The 22,007-nt window shown below is 62.1% G+C and carries 12 protein-coding genes, 1 pseudogene and 1 other annotated feature; of the genes and pseudogenes, 5 read left to right on the forward strand and 8 right to left on the reverse strand.

The window, feature by feature from the left end; all coding sequences use genetic code 11:
* The first annotated feature begins 1,282 nt into the window (after positions 1–1,282).
* From KGA65_RS16380 to KGA65_RS16395, 4 genes are all read left to right on the forward strand, one after another.
* Positions 1,283–3,070, forward strand: a complete 1,788-nt coding sequence (locus KGA65_RS16380) for an AAA family ATPase (protein WP_225864198.1) — start codon at positions 1,283–1,285, stop codon at positions 3,068–3,070.
* 951 nt (positions 3,071–4,021) lie between these two features.
* On the forward strand, positions 4,022–5,821 hold the full coding sequence (locus KGA65_RS16385; protein ID WP_225864199.1) for an ATP-dependent nuclease: 1,800 nt from the start codon (positions 4,022–4,024) through the stop codon (positions 5,819–5,821).
* Complete coding sequence (locus KGA65_RS16390) at positions 5,796–7,595, forward strand: ATP-dependent helicase (protein ID WP_225864200.1); 1,800 nt, start codon at positions 5,796–5,798, stop codon at positions 7,593–7,595. The genes KGA65_RS16385 and KGA65_RS16390 overlap by 26 nt, the downstream gene beginning before the upstream one ends.
* A 436-nt stretch (positions 7,596–8,031) precedes the next feature.
* Complete coding sequence (locus tag KGA65_RS16395; RefSeq protein ID WP_225864201.1) at positions 8,032–9,258, forward strand: AbiJ-related protein; 1,227 nt, start codon at positions 8,032–8,034, stop codon at positions 9,256–9,258.
* Between the two features lie 176 nt (positions 9,259–9,434).
* Here KGA65_RS16395 and KGA65_RS16400 read toward each other — a convergent pair whose 3' ends face one another.
* From KGA65_RS16400 to KGA65_RS16425, 6 genes and pseudogenes are all read right to left on the reverse strand, one after another.
* Positions 9,435–10,058: a tyrosine-type recombinase/integrase gene (locus KGA65_RS16400; RefSeq protein ID WP_225864202.1), complete on the reverse strand. Its 624-nt coding sequence runs from the start codon at positions 10,056–10,058 to the stop codon at positions 9,435–9,437.
* 564 nt (positions 10,059–10,622) lie between these two features.
* Positions 10,623–11,672 carry a ribonuclease T2 family protein gene (locus KGA65_RS16405; protein WP_225864203.1) on the reverse strand — a complete coding sequence of 350 codons (1,050 nt, stop codon included), beginning with the start codon at positions 11,670–11,672 and terminating at the stop codon, positions 10,623–10,625.
* The gene (locus tag KGA65_RS16410; RefSeq protein ID WP_225864204.1) at positions 11,666–12,361 is read right to left on the reverse strand and encodes a hypothetical protein; all 696 of its coding nucleotides are present in this window, start codon (positions 12,359–12,361) and stop codon (positions 11,666–11,668) included. The genes KGA65_RS16405 and KGA65_RS16410 overlap by 7 nt, the downstream gene beginning before the upstream one ends.
* 40 nt (positions 12,362–12,401) lie before the next feature.
* Entirely contained in the window at positions 12,402–14,078 is a 1,677-nt protein-coding gene (locus KGA65_RS16415) for a phospholipase D-like domain-containing protein (RefSeq protein ID WP_225864205.1), read from the reverse strand.
* 55 nt (positions 14,079–14,133) lie between these two features.
* Positions 14,134–14,601, reverse strand: a complete 468-nt coding sequence (locus KGA65_RS16420; RefSeq protein ID WP_225864206.1) for a S1/P1 nuclease — start codon at positions 14,599–14,601, stop codon at positions 14,134–14,136.
* A 433-nt stretch (positions 14,602–15,034) separates the two neighbouring features.
* Positions 15,035–15,234 (reverse strand): annotated as a pseudogene (locus KGA65_RS16425) (integrase); the annotation flags it as partial.
* Between the two features lie 676 nt (positions 15,235–15,910).
* Between KGA65_RS16425 and KGA65_RS16430 the strand changes: the two are divergent.
* Complete coding sequence (locus KGA65_RS16430; RefSeq protein ID WP_225864207.1) at positions 15,911–19,660, forward strand: anti-phage protein Upx-like protein; 3,750 nt, start codon at positions 15,911–15,913, stop codon at positions 19,658–19,660.
* 262 nt (positions 19,661–19,922) lie between these two features.
* On the opposite strand, the gene KGA65_RS16435 is transcribed toward KGA65_RS16430, so the two are convergent.
* Positions 19,923–21,148, reverse strand: a protein-coding gene (locus KGA65_RS16435; RefSeq protein ID WP_225864208.1) for an IS3 family transposase whose coding sequence is annotated in 2 segments (ribosomal slippage) — positions 19,923–20,860 and positions 20,860–21,148 — 1,227 coding nt in all. Because the reading frame shifts where the segments join, the coding sequence is not laid out codon by codon here.
* Positions 20,754–20,870, reverse strand: a sequence feature (AL1L pseudoknot). It overlaps the preceding gene by 117 nt.
* Before the next feature lie 447 nt (positions 21,149–21,595).
* Positions 21,596–21,910 (reverse strand): hypothetical protein, encoded by a 315-nt coding sequence (locus KGA65_RS16440; protein WP_225864209.1) that lies wholly within the window; start codon positions 21,908–21,910, stop codon positions 21,596–21,598.
* Positions 21,911–22,007 lie beyond the last annotated feature (97 nt).

Consider the following 22,007-nt stretch of genomic DNA (forward strand, 5'->3'; position numbering starts at 1 on the left):
CTGTAGCCCTGCTGGCGCAGCGCCGCCAGCGTCACGCGGTCTTCAGCTTGCAGCTGCCTGTATCTCATCTTCATCTTCACACCTTACCGGAGGGGCAAGGTGTTGCACTTCGGATTTGAGAACGCCCACCATAACGTGAAAGTTGGGACACATAACGTAAAAGTGTTTCACTGGGGTCGGTAGATATTTGGGTGGCATAACGTGAAAGTCCACCGCCATCAAAATGTGAAAGTACGCGATTGGTGGAAGTTTCGTCTTGTCGCTCTGGTTGAGCCCCACACGCGAAAGGTGAAAGTTCTGCCTAGTCGGCAGTTTCAAATCCTCATGCAGGAGGGATGGAAAGCGCAGTGTGGCTGCGCTCTGGCCGGTGCCGGAAGGACTGCAACGACCTCACGAACAACACACCAAGAGTCCGGACGGGCGCCTACGCTGGGGCGCGCTGACGCATCAATCAAGCGCGAGCCCCGGGATAGGGCAGCACACATGCGGGCTGTCGTAGTTTAAAATCTGCACGTTAGACCGCGCCTGACCAGGGGGCTGCTCCGACTACTGAGCATTCCAAAACGGCGACCAGCGCAGCCACGTCGATGCGAGTCGGAACGCTCCGCTATCTGAAAGCCGGGCGTTTTTCAAGGCTACGCAGGTCGCCTCTGAAGTGTGTTCTAGACCGAACACATATCCAAGTTCATGCGTAAGCACGGGGAGTATGCTGTCGCATCGGTCACTGTTTGGTGTCGGAGGCTACTGGGCGGGCCACTGTGGCGCATTCGCGCTGAGCATCGACGAGGGACACAGCTACCCGACATCGTGCTCGCGGACATTGAGGGAACGACCTGAAGCCTCCAGCAGCAGAGCAATGTACCCAGCGCTTGGCTTTCAAAACAAACCAATATCGGCAGCAAGCCGAGTCGCAGAGACTCCCAGGGGGGGCTGAAGGCCCAAGAAGATGCCTTCGTGTGCGCCATCCATCGAGCTTTGAGTGACCGTTGGCGGCGCCTCTCGCCTGAGGCGGCGAGAAGCCCATCCCATTGGTGCGCAACGAACCTATCCCGCACACTTCTCGATTGGGCCCTATTGTGTCGACAATCAGGCTCACCACATGAGCCTTATAGACCGACTGGGACATAGATATCTTGCTTGTCCGGCCAGATTCTGACTCTTAGTCTGAGCGACGTCGGGTGTTGATCCACGGTTTGGAACAGCCCCCTCCCGTTGCTCTCCGAAAGCCCCTCCACCCCATCGGGGCCTGAACCGCAACATGACCTCACCGTCGGAGACGCTCATGTCTGCACCACTTCCCAAGGCCAAGACCGCAAGAGGCGCGGCCAAGCCCACGCTGCCGCCGCGGATCACCGCGCAGTCCAAGGCCCCCAGTCTTCTGACCGCCGCCCTGAACCGCTACGACGTCGATGTTCCGGGGCTGGACGCCATGCGGCATCTGACCCTGATGCTGTTGCTCGCGCCCAAGGTTCCCCGCCACTACGAGAACGTCGCGAGGTGCCTTCGCCAGGCCTATGCCGGCAAGCTCCCCCAGGCCCAGCGCGCCAAGCGCCTGCTCGAGGCCGCCAGCGAGATGCTGACCGACCCGGAGCGCAAGGCCGGGCAGTACATCGCCCTGATGCTGTACGAAGAGGTCTTGCGCTTCTCGGACACCCCCGTGGACCGGCTGCGCATCATCCAGCACGCCCTGTACCTCGCCGGCGCGGAAGGAGGTACTCAATCCGACCCACTGCCGTCCCGTTTTCCCTCGCGCAAGTTCGCCCCGGACGGCACGAGGGTGCTGCTCGAGAGTGCGCTGGAACATGCCCGCCATGTGTGTGAGGAAGCCCTGGCCGAAATCGCCGGCGACGAAAGAGGCTTCGGGCGTTGGCTGACTGCAGACTTCGATGCCACCGTATTCGCGCTGCGGCTGGTCTACAGCCAGGAAGGCAGTGGATTGGCTGCCGCACGCAAGGGCGCGCATGACCTGCCGCGGGACTTTGCCCAGATCGGGGAGCCCCTGTGGCGCGCCCTGATCAAGGCCTGCGCCCGACGATTCCCAGATTTCAGCCGCGCCGCCCCAAAATCTGGGCAGACCTGGCGACACCAGCAACTTCGGCTGTTGGGAAGGATGAAGGCGACACTGCAAAGCGGCCAGTTGCCACCCTGGTCATCGCTGGACGCCGAAGCAGCCCAGTCGGGCGAAGGTCCGGATCGCCTGGTGATCTGCCGGAACCCGATCTGGCCTGCCTCAGAGCGCGCGGACAAGGAAGAGGTGGAACGTCACAAGGTGCTGGAAGCCGCTTTGCCGTTGGCTCAGCTTCCAGCGGCCCAGGTGTTGCGAGAGCGGCAGCAGGCTCTGATCCGGGAGTTCCCCTGGGCCGAGAGGGCCATCGGGCAGATGTTCTCGTCCCTGCTGGGGCGGGCCCGGCTCGGCGCCCTGAGCTTCCGGCTGCCTCCGACGCTGCTGGTGGGTGCCCCCGGCAGCGGCAAGTCGCGCCTGGCGCTGCGTTTTTCCGAGCTGATGGAGGTTCCGGTACTGAACCTTTCACTGGCCGGTGCCCATGACGCGAAGATCCTCAATGGCACCTCCCGCGGCTGGGGCGGTGGCCGTCCCTCCACCCTGGCCACCTTCCTGGCCACGCGCCACTCGGCTTCGGCCCTGGTCATCCTGGACGAGTTGGACAAGGCCAGAGCGGGCAGCCGCAACGACTCGGATGCGCAGTCCTATCTGCTGGGACTGCTGGAACCCCAGACCGCTCGGGCGCACTTGGACTGCTTCCTCAAGGTGGAATGCGACTACTCCGAGGTGTCCTGGCTGGCCACAGCCAACCGTCTCTCAGCCATCGAGGCCCCCTTGCTGAGCCGTCTCCAGGTCTACCTGGTGGAGCAACCGAGACCGGAGCACTTCCCCGCCATCTGCGAGGGCGCGCTGGGCGACCTGGCCAAGCAGTGGGGTGTCGATCGATGGACCCTGCCGCAGGTGGAGGAGCTGGACATCCCCTGGGCCAGCCTCAACAGTGCCCGTGATGTGCGCTCGGTGACCGAGCAGGCGGTGATGCACTGGACCGAGCGCCTGCAGAAGCACTGATCCCCAGGAACACCTCCACGGAAACTTCCATGAAGGCCACTGCCTTGAGATCCCGAGCCCACCAGACCTCACCGTCGTACCGAAGCATCCTGAAGAAGGGGCATGTGGTGACGCTACCTCCGGAGATCGAGACCTTCCGCCTGGGTCAGCGGGTGTACTTCCATGCCGATGCGCGTGGCATCCTCATCCAGGCCAAGCCCCAGCGGGTGACGGGTGGGCGTCTGCTGTCTTCCCGCGTTCGCCGTGCAATCCGGACTCTGGCGGCCTTCGGGCCCAGGGCCCGTGGGGCGCGTCGCCGAGTGCCGAACCGAGCGAGGGGCGTCCGACGATGAGGAGCCACCTGGGTCAGAGGACAGTTCTCGGGATGGCACGCATCACACGGAGGGCTGTCGGGCCACTCTCCCCAGAACGGCTTGGGGCGGATCTTAGCCAAAACGCCAAGCCGGAGAACAGCATCGCAGCAAGCCCGCGGACAGTCCCACTCGGGGCTTTGCTAGATTGTTCATCCACAGTTGCACACCCTTTGACCTGCTCCCCCAGCCCATGACTTCTGCGGCAGACCAACTTGGTGTTCGGGTGAAAGGGCTGCTTCGGCGAGGCCCCCTGGCGGAGCCTGCCTTGGCGAAGATACTGGAGGTCGATCAGCACGTATTCCGATGAACTCGGCCATGTCTTCCGCATGAAGCCGGCCACTCTATCCGACTCAAGCCGGCCAGGTTGTCCGATTCAAGGCGGCCGCCTGTTGAAAGGTTGTAGAACGCTCCAGACGGTGTCCGGTCACTCGCGGGTCGATTCCGGCCGGCGGCTATCGACCCGTTCCGGTCCTTCGAGAGGCCCGTTGGACAACCCTAAAGCGGAGGCTCCATCGGTCTGCGTCAGCAGTTGCCGAAGGCAGTGCCTCTGAGCGGAGCTACGATTGGTGCATACAAGTAATGCGGGAGAGGGGGACTTATGCATATAAGTCGAGTCGCGGTCGAGAACTTTGCCAACTTCCAGAAAGTCGACTTCGCCACTGACGAGAGCCTGGTAATTGTTGGAGAGAACAAGGCAGGCAAGAGCAACCTGCTGAGGGCATTGCGCCTAGTACTCGACCCGACGCTCCCCGACCGAGACCGGCAACTTGGCCTTGAGCATTTCTGGGACGGTTTAGGCAACGGCAAGCTCGGCGCTACCGTCAAAGTGTTGGTGGAGTTCACCAACTTTGAAGATGACGACAACCTGCTCACCGTGTTGGGTGGCAGCTTGGTGGACACCGAGACGCCAGTCGTCGCCCGGCTGACCTACCTGTATCGCCCCAAGGCCGCGCTTGAAGGCGCTGCGCCGCAGACCTTGGCGGACTACGAGTTTCTCGTGTTCGGCGGCACCAACGAGGACAACGTGTTCACGGCAGCTCGCAGGCGCGAGCTGCCGATGGATTACCTGTTCGCCCTGCGCGACGCCGAAGGCGACCTTCTGAACTGGAGGCGCTCGCCGCTTCGGCCAATCATCGAGGAGCTGACGGCCAGTCTGGATGAGGGAACCCGCGAGGAACTACAGCAGCTTGTCTGCAACGCCCAGAACAGCTTGGCGCAGCGCCCTGAGGTCTCTGCTGCCGCAACCAAGGTATACGACCGCCTTGTGAAGATGGTCGGCGACGAACACGCCGTGTCCTTGACGCTGGGCGCAACCCCGACCAATGTGGACGTACTGCTGCGGGGCTTGCGGCTCCTAATCGACGGGGGTGCCCGCGGCATTGGCGACGCGAGTCTGGGAACGGCGAACCTGCTCTTCTTGACCCTGAAGGGGCTGGAGCTTGAGCGAGCGGTCGAAGCGGGCGAGCGCAGTCACACGTTCCTGGCTATCGAGGAGCCGGAGGCGCACCTTCATCCGCACGTTCAGCGATTGGTTTACAGGCACTACCTCGGTGAGGAGGGCGACGCGCCGGAGAACGTGAGCACCATCTTGACGACTCATTCGCCGCACATCGCGAGCGTCGCGCCCCTGCGCTCTATCATCCTGCTGCGTGAAGACGCTGGGTGTGGGTCGACCTCGATTACGTCCGCGGCCGAGGTGGAGCTGCTGCCTGACGAAGAGGACGACTTGCAGCGCTACATCGACGTCACCCGGGGCGAGCTCTTCTTCGCGCGCGGCATCATCTTCGTCGAGGGCGACGCCGAGCGGTTCCTCATTCCCGAGTTTGCCGCGGCACTCGGCATCGACCTCGACGCACTTGGAGTGACGGTGTGCTCCGTGGCCAGCGCCAACTTCCTGCCCTACGTGAAGCTCGTGGGGCCTGACGCCTTGGACATCCCCTTTGTCATCTTGACGGACCTTGACCCGCCGGAGGATGAGGGCCCACCGCTTGCCTTCGCCAGAGTCCGTGACATCCTGGCCCTGTGGATGGAGCAGGCGGACATCGACCAGTACGAGGAGTTCGACGACATCTGGGAAGACGGCGAGATGAACGGCATTTTCGTCAACGACAAGACGCTGGAAGTCGAGCTGTTCCAGGCTGGCATGGGTGCCGCAATGGCGCCCGTACTGAAGAAGTACGCTAACTCTTGGGGACCCCAGCGCAGGGCCGTGATGAAGGGCTGGATAGACGACCCGACCACGCTGGATGAGAGCAAGCTCCTGGGCTGGGTCGGCGAGGTCGGCAAAGGCCGCTTCGCGCAGGCACTGGCCAGAGTCGCCACGGCGGCGGTTTGCCCCGAGTACATCAAGAAGGCGCTGACCTTCGTGAAGAATGGCTTCTCCCCAGTCGAGTCCTAAGTACCTGCAAGCTGCGCAGCAGCTGCGGGACAACCCAGGACAGTGGGCGGCTTACGAGTCTGCCGGGAACTGCTGCGTGCTCGCCGGCCCAGGCAGCGGAAAGACCAAGACGCTCGTCACGAAGCTGGCACGTGTCATGGCAGAAGACGTGCGGTCGCCTCGCGGCGTGGCCTGTATCACCTTCAGCAATGAAGCGGCGCGTGAGCTCATTCGGCGCCTTAGGCAACTCGGTCTCGAGCAGTCTCCGCGGCTGTTCGTCGGCACCGTTCACTCGTTCTGCCTGCTCCATCTGCTCCTGCCATTTGCGCAGCTCGCGGGCCTGAAGCTGCCTTACCCTCTCAAGGTCGCCACGGAGTCCGAAGCAGCGAGCATCTACCGGGCGGTGGCGGACCGGCTCCGCGGCATCGGCCAGCCAGCGCGCAAAGAGGAAGTAGATCGCCATCGCCGAGTGAACCTGGATCGCGATAGCAAGGCATGGACGCAGAACAAGGAGATGACTGGCCTGGCGGCGGCGTTCGAGCAGGAGTTGCGCAAGCAGGGGCTCATCGACTTCGAGGACATCGTCCATTACGGCCAGCGCCTTGTGAACGAGCATGACTGGGTCCTGAATGTCATTCGAGCCAAGTTTCCGGTACTGGCCGTCGACGAATACCAGGACTTGGGCGCTGCACTTGACCGCATCGTGCGCCGGCTCACCTTCGACGCAGGCGTGCGTCTTATCGCGGTAGGCGACGTTGACCAGTCGGTCTATGGCTTCACGGGAGCAAACAGCGAGCTGCTGGAGGAGCTGTCAAAGGCGAACGACGTCGAGACCATTCGGCTGAAAATCAACTACAGAAGCGGCACGGGCATCATCGAGGTCGCTCAGCGGGCATTGGGAAAAGACAGGGGCTACGAGTCTTCGGAACCCGAAAGGCAAGCCTCTGTCCAGGCGCACAAGTGCGACAAGGGCTTGCAGCACCAGGCTGAGTACGCCATGAAGACGCTAGTCCCCGCAGCACTGGCTGCCAAGAAGGGACGGCAGCTCGGTGACATCGCAGTGCTCTACCGGAACCGCAACGTGGGCGACGCGGCGGCCATCGAAGCCGTCAAGGCCAAGTACCCGTTCGTGCGCATCGACAACGCTGCCCCATACCGCAAGGTGCCTCTCACAAGCTGGGTGGAGGATTGCGCCATCTGGTGCGCAGGTGGCTGGAAGGTCTCGTCACCACCGCTGCACGACTTGCAAGGCAGGTGGATTTCGTTCCATGGCGGACTGTCAGACAAGCTGGCGCGGGACGCTGCGGCGAGGCTCACGCGTTTTCTGTGGGACCACAGAGGCGATGGCGTCGCGCTGGACTTTGTCGCGGCTCTGCGCGCCGAACTTCTTGACGACTTGATTGCCGCCAGAACAGAGCTTGCCGACCAGAGCGCGCACGTGGACGGCATGCACAAGGCACTTGAGAAGGGCGGTGTGCTTATCGGCACGACAAAGGCTCAGCTCGGTCGGCGTGACGGCGCGCCCAAACAGCTCAATCTGCTCACGCTGCACTCCGCGAAGGGCACAGAGTACGACGTCGTCATCATTCTGGGCCTGGACCAAGGCGAGTTCCCTTCGCCGAATTGGGCTGACAACACCCCTGAGAGGATGGAGGAAGCCCGTCGCTTGTTTTACGTCGGCATCACGAGAGCGCGCGACAGTGTCCACCTGATGTACAGCGGTTTCAGGCACGACCGCTTCGGCAGAACGTGGCGCGAAGGGCCGTCACAGTTCTTGAAAGGCCTGCTGTCGTAGCTCTTGTTGCAGCATAGCCCAATCGAAACCGGACCTTGACTGGGATCCTCGCCTGGCCTTCGATAGTCACCCTACTGCACAGGGCAGCACTGCGTCGAACTGGCTGATCAAGCTCACTGGAATCCGCACCAGGGCGCACTTTGAAGCGGTACACGGCAGCGGCAAAGTCGCTGCCCAGGGTCCATACCGCTGGCAGAGTTTTAGCAGATGCCAAAGAAGATGATGAATGCAGTGAAGTTGCGCCGAAATCAATGCGGCCCTGCGGGAGATGGCGCAGCCAATTGATTCAAGCCCAATGGACTACTCACAACTTCGCACGCTGCTGGAGCCACTCATCACAAGCCTGAAAGACGTCGGCACTCATACTATGCTGCCGACGCTTTGCGAAGAGTTGGGCCTACCTGCGCCTGTCACAGACGGATCCAAGTTCGAGCGCATGAGCTCCAGCTTCGCCGCGGCCCTGGATACCGACTTGCCGGCGGTTGCGCACAAGCTATTGGTACGCCATCCGCCCGACGCCACAGCACGCAACCAGATTCAGGACATTCTTTGGAGCGACAACGCTAGCCCGCCGATACCGAAGCGGTATCGGCGCGAGCTTGCGCGGCGGCTCAATGGCGAAGTGCTATATGGGGATGCTCGCAAGTTTGACGAGCTGCTGGAGCGGCTGTGGATCCTTGATGCCGATAACTGGATGCACCTCTTGGGTGGCCAGCCCACGGGATTGCGCGCGGAGATCCAGCAGCACGTCCATCGCAATCCGGAGGACTGGTCGGCCGAAACACTGTTCGACCGGTTGGGCGCCTATGACGCTTCCGATCGGCGATTTGCGCTGTTTCTGGAGGGACTGGCTTCGGCCGACGTGCGTCCCGACGAGGCGGCGCAACGCCACTTCGTCGACTGCGTCAACGATTCGTTGCGCAGTTGCGGCGTTGAACTGCGCGAGACTGATTCGGAGGGCGGCTACCCGGTCTTCTCCGTGGTCTCGTTGCACGCATCGGTCAAGCGCCGGCTGAAGAATCTCATCTTCGCCTCACCCGACAAGCCAGACCTGCGCTTCCGCGACGCGCTGGACAACGACGTGGAGATCGTCACCAACGCGGACAAGGTGCTTGTCTATGACCGCCCGATCGGAAACGACGGACTGCGCTGGAACGACCTACAGCATTGGTGGAGCGATACCGTAGGAATTGCTGATCCCATGCAGGCCAAGCGATCGCTGTACACGCGCCTAAAGGCCAGCTTACCCCGCAACTCCCCGCCGCAGTCTCTGCTGTTCGATGCCTTCTTCGAAGGCTTCCGCAGTGCCGTACCGAACCTGCCGGCGTTGCTGCCGGAAGTATGGCTGCACTGGGACCCACGCACAGTCAAGGAGCGAGGGCCAGATGCGCTTCTGCGATTTCGGATGGACTTTCTGCTCCTTCTGCCGCAGGGCATACGTGTCGTGATCGAGGTTGACGGCAAACACCATTACGCGGATTTCGCAGGTACAGCCGACGTGCAGCGCTACGGACAAATGGTCAAGGCCGACCGCGAACTGAAGCTGGCAGGTTACGAAGTCTTCCGTTTCGGGGCGTCGGAGTTGCAGGCCCCCACAGCCAAGGCGGACGTGAAGGCCTTCTTCGAAGAAATGTTCAAGCGCTACCGTGTTCCGACGAATTGATAAGCTAGGGCGAACGGGATCGAGCCCCCGGAAGTTGTAGTTGGTTGAAGTTGCCTCGAAGCGGCCTTTGGTCAGCGACGGGTTGTGGCCGGAACCGCAGGCCTACCGCAGCGCCGGGTAGCTGCCACTCGCGTCAGCCCCCCCAACGCGTGGCAGGGGGCTGACCGTTGGCTGGATCAAATCTCGGTCTGCTCAGAGATTTCGAGCGCGTCATCAACCTCAATGCCGAGATACCTCACCGTTGACTCGAGCTTGGAATGACCGAGCAGCAACTGCACGGCACGCAAGTTCTTGGTGCGCCGGTAGATCAAGGTCGCCTTGGTCCGTCGCATGGAATGCGTCCCGTAATCGGCGCGATCAAGCCCCAGTTCGTCCACCCAGTGCCCAAGTATCCTGGCGTACTGCCGGGTGCCGAGATGGGGCGAGTCATGAAGTCGGCTGGGGAAGAGGAAATCCTCTGGCTTCAGCCCAGCGAGCTTGATCCACGCCTGCACGGCATCCCGCGCGGCCTGCGTGATCTCAAACTGCACAGGCCGCTGGGTCTTGTGCTGGACGACGATGGCGCGTGTGGCCACTTGGTCGCCATGACACACGTCCCGGACCTTGAGCGCGACCAAATCGCAGCCGCGCAGCTTGCTGTCGATGCCGAGGTTGAAGAGCGCCAGTTCCCGAACGCGGCCTTCCATTTGCAGACGAACACGAAGGGCCCAGATGTCCTTGAGCTTGAACGGTGCCTTCTGGCCGACGAGCTTGCCCTTGTTCCACGGCTCGCGATTGACTGCATTGCCAGTTGTACCCATGATGGTCTCCCATCAAGTTGAGGGGTAAGCAGGATGCGCCGGTCGACGGCAAGGCAGCAGTACCTCGTCAACTTGTCACGGCAGCGCACTGCCGGACCATGAAAGTCGGCTTTGAACAGCGGCGATGGAATGGCGGTCCCGGCCATCAACCGACGGTCGCCGACGGCAGCTCTGTGCACCTCAATGCGGACGCAAGCCAATAGACTGCAGGAGATGACGCACAGGTGGACACACACAGGCAGGCGGCGCACTGAGCGATTGGGCCGCCGCGCGTATCCTGAAACCCCTGCCCGACCAAGGAATACTCATTTGCCAGGGCGAGTTGTTCGAGGAATGGGACAGGCGGAAAAGGGTGCCGAATAGGATGAGTGGCGCGTACCGCGGCAGCGGCCCATGCCTAGTTCTATCTGTCAAGTAGATTCGCTGCGAGGACAGCGCATCCCTACCGGGCAACTCTCAAGGCGGTGCTGCGGCGCCGTGCCTGCATGGGCACCGACAAGCGAGCAACCAACGCCGCCGCTTTCCGGCTGCGATCGCACCCACCTGGCGCCGAGATTAGAAGGCCTACTGCCCGCTTGCCTCGATTCGAATCTCATCGCCCGGGCACTCCTTCGAGTCGGGCTCGCGGGTGTTGGGCAGGGTGGATCCTAACAAGTCGCTGAGCGTACCGCCAGCCCTGAAGTCCAGGGGTAGCCGGACGCGAACTTCGACGAGGTATTTGTTGGAGCAAAGCAGGGTGACGCTGTTGGCGGCCTTCGAGTTGCCGGCGTCGGCGACCAGGCGCTCGTAGAAGGTCTTCTTCGAGATGGTGCCGCCGATGTTGTTGGTGAGGTACCTGCCGGCGATCGAGTCGTTGACCGTTCGTACCGAGTCCACGGCGCGCCGGAAGTACGCGTCCGCGTCCATCTTCGAGCAGGTGCCGTGCTTCTCCCATTCGTACTTGCCGAACTTGGTCTCGTAGAAGAAATTTGGCATCCAGGGGCTGATGTACGAGACCGTGTCTTCGGTGAGGCTCAGACCCGCGTCGTCGCAATTGCCGTACTTTGTCCCGCAGGCCTTGCGATTGGGCCAAAGTCCATGCAACGTCAGGTTGGACACCACCAGTTGGCCGTCCGCCATGTGGTCGCATTCGGGCTTGACCCCGCCGTACTTGACGTGTTCGCAGAAGCCCGGTTGCCACGAGATGGCCAGCACGTAACTGTCCTGCTGGCCGGCGACGCTGCATTGCCCGCCGCCTGCGCCGCCTGATGGCGTGCTGCCCTGCGAGTCGACGCGGATATCCTGCACGACGCCGCACTCTGCGGCGACCCACCTGGGCGCCTGGACGCCGGGCACCTCGACGCGGAGCCAGTTCCTGGCCTCGTCGTTCACTTCCCGTACTTCGTATTGCAGGCCCGGCGCCACGCGCACGGCTCCGGGGTTTGTTCCTTTGCGGAACGAGAGATAGGCATCGCATGCCCGACTCGCGGTAAACGTTCCGGTGGCGGTTGCGCTGGCCAGTGCCGGTACGGGTGAGAACGACGTCAGCGCGACGCCGAGAACGACCCACGCGCCAGTCATGACCGTCCGCGACTGCAGGCGGTTCCACAGATCCGATCGAACTATTCTCAGCATTGCGTCACCAGTTCCGTCTTTGAAAGCTCGCTGGGCACGACCTTGGCCTCGATGAGCTTATGAGCTACGTCCTTCCTGAAAGAGCCGAGCGCGGCGGCGCTTTCCTTGCCTTTGCTCGACGCTTCAAGAATCACCCTGCCGTCCGCCAGTTCCCATCGCTCCACGACGACGGACTTGTCCTTGGCCTCCACCCGCACCATCCGGCTCGCGCAGCCGCGGTCAGTCAGCTTGATCGCTGGCGGCAGCGCCTTCTCCAAAGGCTCCTCCGACCTGCAGCTGCGCGACGAAGTCCGGCGTTCGCCGCTCTTGCCCGTCACTGAAACGTCGACCTCCGTCTTTGCCTTCACGTCGCCGAGGAGGGGGCAGCCGAGTCCCCCGGCCGCGGCACTCGGGTCCTGCCCTTCGATACGCACCTTCCACGTCACGTCTGCAACCTCCCCGGTTCGGCCGCGGAAGATGGCGCTCGAGTCGTACCCCTCCGTGGCGCGGTAGTAGCGAACCTCGGACTCGCGCGTCTTCCCGGCCCTCTTGCCGAGGAGGGTGAGCACCTGCGCAGCGCTGTTGACGGGACTGCCGTTGGCCAGCCAGCGAATGGCGTACTCGACCTGCGCGCCTTCAGCGAGGCACGGTGTCGTGCAGACGAGCAGTCCAAGTGCCGTCGACCTGATCACGAGGTCTTGGGAGGCCATGCATTGAAGCCTTTGAAGCGAGATTGCGAGGAGACCCGGTTCAACCGGCGAAGTACTGGCGCTTAATGTCCTTCTCCGAACCCGGCATGAAGTGGTCGGGCACCCATTTGCGCCAGTCCTCGAACAGATCCTGCGGCTTCCAGGTCTCTGGCGCCGCGGCGCCGAACTCTTCGATGTGGCGCTTGACGGACTCCCGGAACCGGTGGTGCGCGAAGACGCGCATGAACTCGCCGAAAAAGACGTCGGCGACGCGCGTGTCGCCGCGGATTAGCAGCATGTTCTCGTCGTTGTCGGAGACGCTTGCCAGGCTGAAGTTGGCCGAGCCGGCAAGGGTGATCGGTGTCTTGCCGAGCGGGTCGATCAACATGAACTTCGTGTGCACCCAGTTCACGTTCGTGCCGATCGGGCTCCGCTCCTTGCGCCAGCCATCGATCCAGTCCACGTAGATGTGGTTGCCGAGTGCCATGCCGATGTTCGGGTGTCGGCGAATGCGCTCGATGTCTGCGATCGCCTCGGCACGGGACGCGGCGTCGCCGCCGTTGACGTACTTGTCCAGCAGGGCAAAGCGCAGCACTCCGTCGCTTTGATCGAACACGGGCCTGAAGTCCTTCACGATCCCGAACGGGAAGGTCATGAAGAGGGGTGCGCCCGCGTCCGCCAGCTGGATCCACCACTTGAGCACGGCCGCACCGCGATGCGGCGAGAAGATTGGCAGGATTTCGTCGCCGTCATCGGCCGGAGGCAGCGCGTTCTCGGCTTCGGCCCAATCCTTCAGGTCGCCGCTGGCCGGATCGGCTTGCAGCCGATTCCAGTACTTGAGGAAGCATTCGGCGACCTCCTTGTCCCGGATCACGTGCGCGAAGTTCAACTGGCCGTAGAGTGCGTTCCTGCTGATGTTGGTGGAGCCCGTCCACACGGCCTGAGGCTTGCCGTTCTTGCTCAGCACGATGAACTTGTTGTGCATCAGCTTGGCGTTCTGGCGCCCGATCGACATCTCTTTGATCTTCGCCTTGTCGATGACGTCGACGTTGGTCGTACCCGTGTCGTCGTTCCCGGCGTGATAGATAAGTGACACCTTGGCGCCCGCGTTGTGGGCATCGCGGAACGCCTGCATCACATCCGGCCAGGGCTTGCCGTCGGGTCGATGCAGTTCGTAGATCGCCGCGTGCAAGCTGAAGCTGCTGTTCTTGGCCTGGCCGATGAATGCGAGCAGAGCGGGGACGAGATCACGCCCCAGCCATTCGTACGCCGGGGCGCCGGCTTGATCGAGCGTCTGCCCGGGGAATTTCCTGACGAACGCCTGTGAGGCGATCGCGCCCCGGTTGAAGTGCACGTCGTGCTTTCCGGCGCTGAGCGGTTCCGCGTCGATAGTGACGGTCGTGGCGGCCTTTTCGGTCAATGCACCCGGCGTGCCGTACATGGGTATGACCCTGTAGCGGTAGCGATTGCCAGGCTTCGCCGTGTAGTCCGCCCACTGGAAGGCCTGGAACGGATGTTCGCGGCTGCTCGCGTCGTCGAAGCCCGTCGGCGGCCGGATGCTGGGGAACGTCTTCAGACCCCGAAGCCAGATGGTCTCGTCTTCGGTCAGGTCGGTCCGCTGGATGGCGAAGCCCATCAGGCCCTTGGCATCGGCCTCCTTCATGTCGAAGGCCAGGAAGACCACATACGTTCCGCTGACCGCCCGTACGTTGACGAATCCGGACACAGACTTGCGCATGACAATCCTCTCCTCTCACGTCGTCTACGCCGGCTGGCCGTCGACGGCGACTCCGTCAGGGCTTGTAGATGTCGTTCAGGACGTCGGCCAGGCGCTTGCCGGCAAGCGCCAACTGCCGTGCCACGACTTGAGCGCCGGCCGTGTCGTACGCCTTGCCGACTCTCACGCGGTTGGGGCCGACGTTGCAGGCGAAGCCAGTGTACGTATGCACCTTTTCCTTGGCCAGCTTGTTGTCCCAATACGTGTGCAGTTTGCATAGCTTCGACTGCATCTCGGATACGGGGCAAAAGCGATTCAAGATGACGACATAGTTGCCGCCCCTGTCCCCGTTCTCGGTGGTGTGCGACGGCTGGTGAACGTCGCCGATCAGGTGAACGAGGATGCGCAGGGCCTTGCGTTGGTCACCCTGCCCGCTCTTGAGCGTTGCGATGGCGTCCCGAATCTGGGGTCTGGCACAGTCACTCCCGTCGCATTGGCGCGCGCCACCGCAAGCCCTCAGACTTTCGAAGTACCAGTGATCCATGTCTTTGCCTTCTGGCTTCCCTCGGACCAAGTCCATTCAGTTGGCGACGCTGCCGAGCGAGCCGTTGTTCATGATCTGCCCCACCCGGGCAAAGGCGCTCTGGGACAGGTGGCGGTCAACGACCTAGCCCACTATGCGGTGCCCGAACGCACCCCAGGCAAAGGCGTCCTGGAAGGGGAGCAGTGCCGCAACAAAGAGGCAGAACCATGCCGCCGTTTGACGCAGCGGCGATCTCCAACCAATGCCCTGAGCGTGCATGACCTAGTTTCCTTGGTCGGCATCGTGCCATTGCGGCACCGTCGCAAGGGTCGCAGGTGCTCACCGTCATCCGCTGGATTGATGAGGGTCCGACGCTCGGGAGATCTGGGCCGGTGTCGATCAAATGCTCGCGCACGAGCCCGCGCGAAGCCAGTTCCTACAAAGGCACAAGCGGCACCTTGAGTGCGACGAAATCGCACCCGCGCAGCTTGCTGTCGACGCCCAGCTTGAAGAGCGCGAGGTCGCGCACCGGCTTTCCACTTGGAACCGGACGCGCAGTGACCAGATGTCCTTCGACTTGAAGGGCACCTTATGCCCGACAATGTGCCCCATGTTCCATGGCTCCCGATGAGTGGTAATACCTGCGGTTTCCATGATGACCTCTCATCAAGTCGCGGGCCATGCAGGATGCGCCGGCGGTCCGCACAAGCGTCAGCATCCATGTCAATCAGCCGCTGAGGAGACTTCTCCTTGAAGGGCGGCTTCTTGGGGCCTAGGTCGTGGCGCTTGACGGCCACAAGCGGCCGCACGCGCTGGCGAGGCCGAAGACCGGTCAAGACTGGATGCGGTCTATCAGTCGTCACCCGACGTGCGACCGCTCCCGCGGCATAACAGCCGCCGGCAATGCTTCGACTGTGGGGCCTGTCGAGCATCTTGGGCAGATCGGATGCGCTCGTCGCCAGTTCATCCGGGTGGCTGCTGCGCCGTCCGCTCGTGGTCTAAGAGCAGTCGCTCGCGGCAGGCTCCATGCCAGTGCTCGGATCGATGACCGGTTTCTGAATCGGTGACCGGCTCCTTTGGCCCCGGCGCTTGTTAGATGTGGGCGAGGTTTGCCACCTCTAGGAGCATCCTCCTAAGAAGGACTGGCTCTGCCTGTACAGGAGGACCGGTCCTGACTGGCATCCGCACGAAAGCCAGCAGGCGGCTAAGCAGTAGCTAGGCGACTCAGGTGGACACCTGTCGAATGGCAGACCCCGAGAGGAACGCCTTACCGCTAGAGAGTGACCAAGCTAGTCTTTGTGGAGCGCGCCTGCGCGCTACGATTGCTCAAATGATCCGCAACGACGGCTATCCAAAATTCTTGGCCGACCAGGGCGGCCAGTTCGACCATCCGAAGGTTCGACAACTGCTCAAGGTACTTGCCGGGTACAGCCTTGAGAAGACTTTGCCTCTGGCTGCGGGTCTTTGCACGGTGCCACGCTTCCAGGCGAACAACTACCGGATTGAGCTATTTGTGCAGGCAGTCGTCGCAGGGTGCAAGGGGAGGAGAACCCCTACGTGGCAGCAGTTCCAGACCTGGTTGAACTTCTTCGTCGGCGACTTCCAGATCGCGTGTCTCGAAGACCCGCCTGAAGACGCGTTCGTTCTAAACGTCCTGACCAAGGTTGGCGACTTCCGCGTGCTGGGCGGCACCTGGGAGGCAGGCGAGCACGCCGCTTCGCTGCTCATCGAGGCCGTAGGCAGCATGAAGCAAAAGAACCCAGACCGCTTCATGGCCACCATACTTGCGCTCCTGCGAATGTCTGACGCGGTCGCTGCGCGAGCTGGCCTAGCTCGATGGCACTCTGAGCAGTCGGTCTCCAAGCGAGCGCTTTCCATCGATGCCAAGACACCCTTAACCGTATGGGCCAAGCGCGTCGTCTTTTCGGTTCCTGAGCTGGTCGAACTGGGCATCGAGCCTGAACATTTGAGCCCGCTGGTTCTGAGCCCGGAAGCTTATTCATCGCTCGCGGACCAGAGCAACCAAGAGTCCGATCTGCACCGGTATCCCGTCGTTCGCGTCGCTGACACGTTCATTCTTGCGTTGCCTAGCGCCGTAACCTATACCGTCCGACGCTTTATCGTATCGGTGGCGGATGAGCTGGACTTGGTCGGCGACCTGAACAGCGAGATGATGAATCGAGTCTTCTCACGTCTGCAGGAGGCTCTGGGAATTCCGCACCGACACCCGGTGGCTAACCTCGATTTGCCAGCGTCGGTGAGAAGCATTGGTGGCTGGTGTGCCAGCATCGTCATTCGAGTCGGGCAACGGCGCTTTCTGCACTTCGTGGTCGTCGCGTTCGGACTTCGGAGCATCGCCGATTCTGGCTACCTACGCCCGCGTGAGCTCTCGGCTTCCAGGTCTCGACAGCTCCTCGAGCATATGGACGTCGTACGCAAGCATCTGGAGGACACGCAGGAGGTCGACTCTGGGCATACGTTCCTAATGGGGGGCCATCTGGGGGAGAGTGTTCTCTGGGAAATGCCGCAGCCACGCGATCGTTGGACGTTCTCGATGGCTAGGCTTGCCGACCTCGAAATGCTCTTTCGAGATCCGAACGACCCGTCTGAGCGCCTCATCCTGATGCTTAATCAGCAGCGGGCCCTTGAACGGCAAGGCGTCGAGATGCCGTTCGACAACGGCTTGCTCAATCGGTACGCCTTCTGGCTGAAGCAAGACTTTGTGACACGCATCCCAGAGATGTGCCACGACCAGGGTGGCATGCTCCAGATCGCCACCGACTACGTCACAGGCTATCGAGTTCGCCGGCGTCGGTTGGTTGACGAGCATTGCGAGCGTCTACCGATGGGCAAGTCCACCGTCGTGCAGCGTGCCGGCTTGGAGTCGGTGTATTCGGTCATGCGAGATCTCGACTGCTACGTCAGCATGGATCTGATTAAGGAGGGTGTCCTCGCCTTCTGCACACCTCACCGCGGCTCTCTCGTCTGGGTCGTGGTGGTGTCGAACAGTGGGCTGCAGAAGGACCGCGCTGTGTTCGATCTTTGGGAAGGTTTACAGCTGTTCGTGAGCCGAGCACTGGAACTGCTTGCCGATGACCTGACATTTGGCGCGCCAGTTGTCGGCGTTCATATCGACTTCTCGGCAGTGCTACTCAGAGCTGACCCCGACGCACAAAAGTCGATGAAGAAGGCGCTTCACACCTTCCGCCAGTCCGGGAGTTGGACGGCCCAGATAGAAGCCGATCCGGGCTTCCTTCAGAACTTCGACAGCGTCGAGAATCTTGGCGAGCAGTACCTGATTGCAGAGGTCATCCGCGCCCTGGCGCTTGTTTCGCACGATCTACCGCAGGGAAAGCAACTCGATTGCGAGGCACTGGCACTTCGGGTGTTGGGCGGAACAGGTGCGCGCATCCTGCATGTGCTCAGACCGTCGACGCAAGTCGAGACACTGCTCGCCTCAGACAGTCGTCGCATCTACCGGTCGCCGACCGAGCACCTAGAGTCAAGGTTGCGCGAGGCCTTCACCTGGATGCAGGCGCCAGCGGAGCCGGTCATGCTTGATGCCGCAACGAGCAAGGAGCGACTGAACAAGGCTGTCGAGGTTAAGGCGTTTACTCTCATTGCCAGGTTGCAGATGTTCGATCGAGTTGCGCTTCTCGAAGAACTGCTCCGCTGCAACGAGACTCTCTTGAAGGATGCGCAGCAGTGGAAGACCACCGCCCGCGCCGTGCGAGGCCTGTACGGTGTCGAGGATGGCACCCGTGCCGCGCGTGAGTCCGATGCAAGCAGATCCCAGCTCCAGATAACGCTCCGCGCGCTCGTCGAGGCGGCGACGTGCGAAGCCGTCGACATCGGTGGTCGAAAGCCCGACGACTTTTCCACGGACGAACTTGTTGGCGAGATGGCCGCGCTCATCAACCTGGGGCGGGACTCAGATGTTGTCCACTACGGGCTCTCCACACAGGGAATTCTGCAGTTTCCCAACGGCTCCTATGAGTTGAGTGCCGACGTCATCGCGGAGCTCAGCGGACCGTTCCATAGGGCCACATTCGGACGGGGGTACGCGTCCGCGGCTGAGCGCTACGAGGAGTGGGCCGAGTGCAAGCCTGCGCCTGTGGATGCGCTTGAGGGGTCAGTCTTTGTGCAGAAGGCCTTCGTTGACGCCTGGACAGCCGAATACGGCCTTTCATTCGAGAGCTTTCGGCAGATCTTCGGAGGTCTCATGGACCTGGGCGCAGCCAGGTCCTCGGTCGTAGTGCGAGCGCGCGCCTCCGAGATCGCTGAGGCACGGGCAAGCGTGGGCGTCACGGAGGCAGACGTGGCGGCCTTTCTAAGGTCGTTTGGGCTTCCTCGGCGCCCAGGTTGGTTAGCGAGGGCTGGATTGGACAACCCCAAAGACGTCAACCCATGGCGATACGAGCGGCGTCTGTCGGTCATGCTGCGACCGCTCATCATCCTGGATGAGTCCCAGGGAGAGTTCATGTATGGCGTGGGCGTATGCCGCGACGCACTCCTGTATGTCATGGACAGCGTCACCGACGCGGCGTTTGACAAGGATGTGTTCGCCTCCAAGGCGATGCGGTCGTGGCTCGGTGGGCGTGTCGACAAGCTCGGGGCCGGATTCTCGGCGAAGGTTGGCGCACTTCTCGAATCTCACGGCTGGAAGGTGCGGCTCGAAATCAAGCTAACGGAGCTTGGCGCTCCCAAGAATCCAAATCTCGGCGACATTGACGTCTTGGCATGGCGCCCTGACGGACGGGTGATGCAGATTGAGTGCAAGCGCCTGAAGGCAAGTCGCACGATCGCGGAGATTGCGCAGACGTGCGGCCGCTTCCGCGGCAACGTGGGTGACCATCTTCACAAGCATCTGCGCCGCAGCGAGTGGGTGCGCGAAAATCGGGCCAAGATAGCCAAGTTCACCGATATCGACGTTGACAAGCTCGTTGTGAGACAACCGATGGTGGTGAGCAGGCCGGTACCGTTTGGCTACCTCAGCGACCTGCCCATCCCAGCATCGGAGATTGTGCAGGTCGACTCGCTGCTCGACTACGTTGAGTCTTGGGAACGAGGTGCGCTCTAACCTGGCCGTCATGAGGAAGACGCCTCACGGCTGAGGCTGTGTGGAAAATCACCGTCGTGCCGTGTCGGCGAGGAAACGACGCGTTGGTGACCTGCTCCCCCCAGGCCGTACCAATGTGAAGTAGCAAGGGGTCCGCCATTCAGGAGAATCGCGGACATGAGGAAGAGCAAGTTCACAGAGGAACAGATCATCGGGTTCCTCAAGCAGGCCGAGGCCGGCATGGTGAATCGCCCCGGGTTTGACGGAGGCCAGTTGATTTAAGTCAGACGGTCGCGGTCTGACCAGCGCGTTGTCGATGGTAATTGGCTTCGAACTCCGCCGGCGGCACATAGCCCAGCGGGCTCATCAGGCGGTGGTGGTTGAACCAGGACACCCATTCCAGGGTGGCCAGTTCCACCGCCTGTTTGGTCTTCCAGGGCCCGCGTCTGTGGATCACCTCGGCCTTGTAGAGCCCATTGATCGTCTCGGCCAGGGCGTTGTCGTAGCTGTCCCCCTTGGAGCCCACGGAAGGCTCGATGCCCGCCTCGGCCAGACGCTCGCTGTAGCGAATTGACAGGTATTGCGCCCCCCTGTCGGAGTGATGCGTCAGGCTGCCATCGTCGGATGGCTTGCGGTCATACAGCGCCTGCTCCAATGCGTCCAGGACGAACTCGGTGTGCATCGAGCTACTCTGGCGCCATCCGACGATGCGGCGGCTGAACACATCCACCACGAACGCCACGTAGACCCAGCCCTGCCAGGTCGAAACATAGGTGAAGTCCGAGACCCAGAGTTGGTTCGGCCGATCAGCACGAAACTGCCGGTTGACCCGGTCCAGCGGACATGGGGACTTCGGGTCAGGAATGGTGGTGCGCTGTGCCTTGCCCCTGCGGGCACCCTGCAATCCTTGGCGTCGCATCAGGCGCTCGACGGTGCACCGCGCCACCGCAACGCCCTCGCGGGCGAGCTGGAGCCAGACCTTGTCGGCGCCATAGACCTGCATGTTGGCCAGCCAGACCCGGTGCACCTGCGGTATCAGGACCGCATCGCGCTGGACACGGCGCGAGCGCAGTTCAGGGCGGCGCTGGCACGCGGCATGGTGCCAGTAGGCAGATGGGGCGATCTGCAGGACGCGGCAGATCGACTCGACCCCAAACTGCTCCCGGTGCTGATCGACGAAGTCCTTCAGGACTTGATGCGGCGGTCGAGTTCCGCCTGGGCGAAAAACGCGCTGGCCAGCTTCAGGATCTCGTTGGCTTTGCGCAGTTCGCGCACCTCGCGCTCCAGGTCCTTGATGCGCTGTGCCTCTTCACTCGAGACCCCGTCACGCAGGCCTGCGTCCACCTCATGCTGCTTGACCCAGGTGTGCAGTGTTTGTGGCACGCAGCCGATCATGCCGGCAATGGCCTCGATGGCCGCCCACTGCGACGGGTGTTCGCCACGGTGCTCCAGCACCATGCGCACGGCACGCTCGCGCACCTCGGGGGAAAACTTCGGGGACTTCTTCATGGCTCCATTCTCCAGAGTTGGAGCCTCCGTCAAACCCGGGGCGATTCAATGTTGTAGCGCTCGGCCAGTTCGCTCAGTGGGGACGCCGATGCCTGATCTCGGCACACGTGCGTGGGGTGGTCCTGGCCTGTGGATGGATCCGGCTCATGCTGTGGCCTCCCGTTGGAGCGAGTCGATCAAACCTCGCAGCACGTCCCGGGCTTTGAACAGTGGCCAGCTGCGAGCAGGGACATGATCACACGGGATCCAACACGTACCTGGCTCTCAAGTCAGTCGCGCTAAGTAGTTGATTTGTAAGGCGCAGCCGGATGCATGCGACTGACTTTCGGAACGATTTTCGGCACGGGTGGGCCGATTACTTCGCTAACCCGCCAGCTGTCGCGGCCGTGGTGAAAACTGAAAAACGTATGTCGTGCCATCTGACTCTCCTCCGGTCTGAAAAGCCATCTAGGGATGGGTGTAACTTTTCCAATCGGGGGTTCCTGCTCGGAACGACTTGAAGGTCGTCCAGCGACCAAGACCCTCTACAAAGACTTCCAAGGCAGTCGAGCCTTGGTAGCTGTCCTTCGTGACCCTGGGATAGAGGCCTAGATATTCCTGACCAGCAAAGCCATCGGTCTCTTTATCCAGCACGGGCATGATGGCAACGCCGCCGGGTCGATATCCATCAAAGAATCCAAGCTCCCAGGGCATCCATTTCGAAGTGGTCGCCGCGTCGGTTGCTAGGTAAATCAGGGCGTTCTCAAATCCGAAGTGCAACACCTTGCCCCTCCGGTAAGGTGTGAAGATGAAGATGAGATACAGGCAGCTGCAAGCTGAAGACCGCGTGACGCTGGCGGCGCTGCGCCAGCAGGGCTAC

It is taken from the genome of Ideonella benzenivorans, from assembly GCF_020387415.1.
In the GTDB taxonomy this organism is placed as follows: domain Bacteria; phylum Pseudomonadota; class Gammaproteobacteria; order Burkholderiales; family Burkholderiaceae_C; genus Ideonella; species Ideonella benzenivorans.

What these genes read in the sequence shown, in the direction of transcription:
- KGA65_RS16380 (WP_225864198.1), top strand. Translation starts at nt 1,283, where the DNA reads ATGTCTGCACCACTTCCCAAGGCCAAGACCGCAAGAGGCGCGGCCAAG.
- KGA65_RS16385 (WP_225864199.1), top strand. Translation starts at nt 4,022, where the DNA reads ATGCATATAAGTCGAGTCGCGGTCGAGAACTTTGCCAACTTCCAGAAA.
- KGA65_RS16390 (WP_225864200.1), top strand. Translation starts at nt 5,796, where the DNA reads ATGGCTTCTCCCCAGTCGAGTCCTAAGTACCTGCAAGCTGCGCAGCAG.
- KGA65_RS16395 (WP_225864201.1), top strand. Translation starts at nt 8,032, where the DNA reads ATGAGCTCCAGCTTCGCCGCGGCCCTGGATACCGACTTGCCGGCGGTT.
- KGA65_RS16400 (WP_225864202.1), bottom strand. Translation starts at nt 10,058, where the DNA reads ATGGGTACAACTGGCAATGCAGTCAATCGCGAGCCGTGGAACAAGGGC.
- KGA65_RS16405 (WP_225864203.1), bottom strand. Translation starts at nt 11,672, where the DNA reads ATGCTGAGAATAGTTCGATCGGATCTGTGGAACCGCCTGCAGTCGCGG.
- KGA65_RS16410 (WP_225864204.1), bottom strand. Translation starts at nt 12,361, where the DNA reads ATGGCCTCCCAAGACCTCGTGATCAGGTCGACGGCACTTGGACTGCTC.
- KGA65_RS16415 (WP_225864205.1), bottom strand. Translation starts at nt 14,078, where the DNA reads ATGCGCAAGTCTGTGTCCGGATTCGTCAACGTACGGGCGGTCAGCGGA.
- KGA65_RS16420 (WP_225864206.1), bottom strand. Translation starts at nt 14,601, where the DNA reads ATGGATCACTGGTACTTCGAAAGTCTGAGGGCTTGCGGTGGCGCGCGC.
- KGA65_RS16430 (WP_225864207.1), top strand. Translation starts at nt 15,911, where the DNA reads ATGATCCGCAACGACGGCTATCCAAAATTCTTGGCCGACCAGGGCGGC.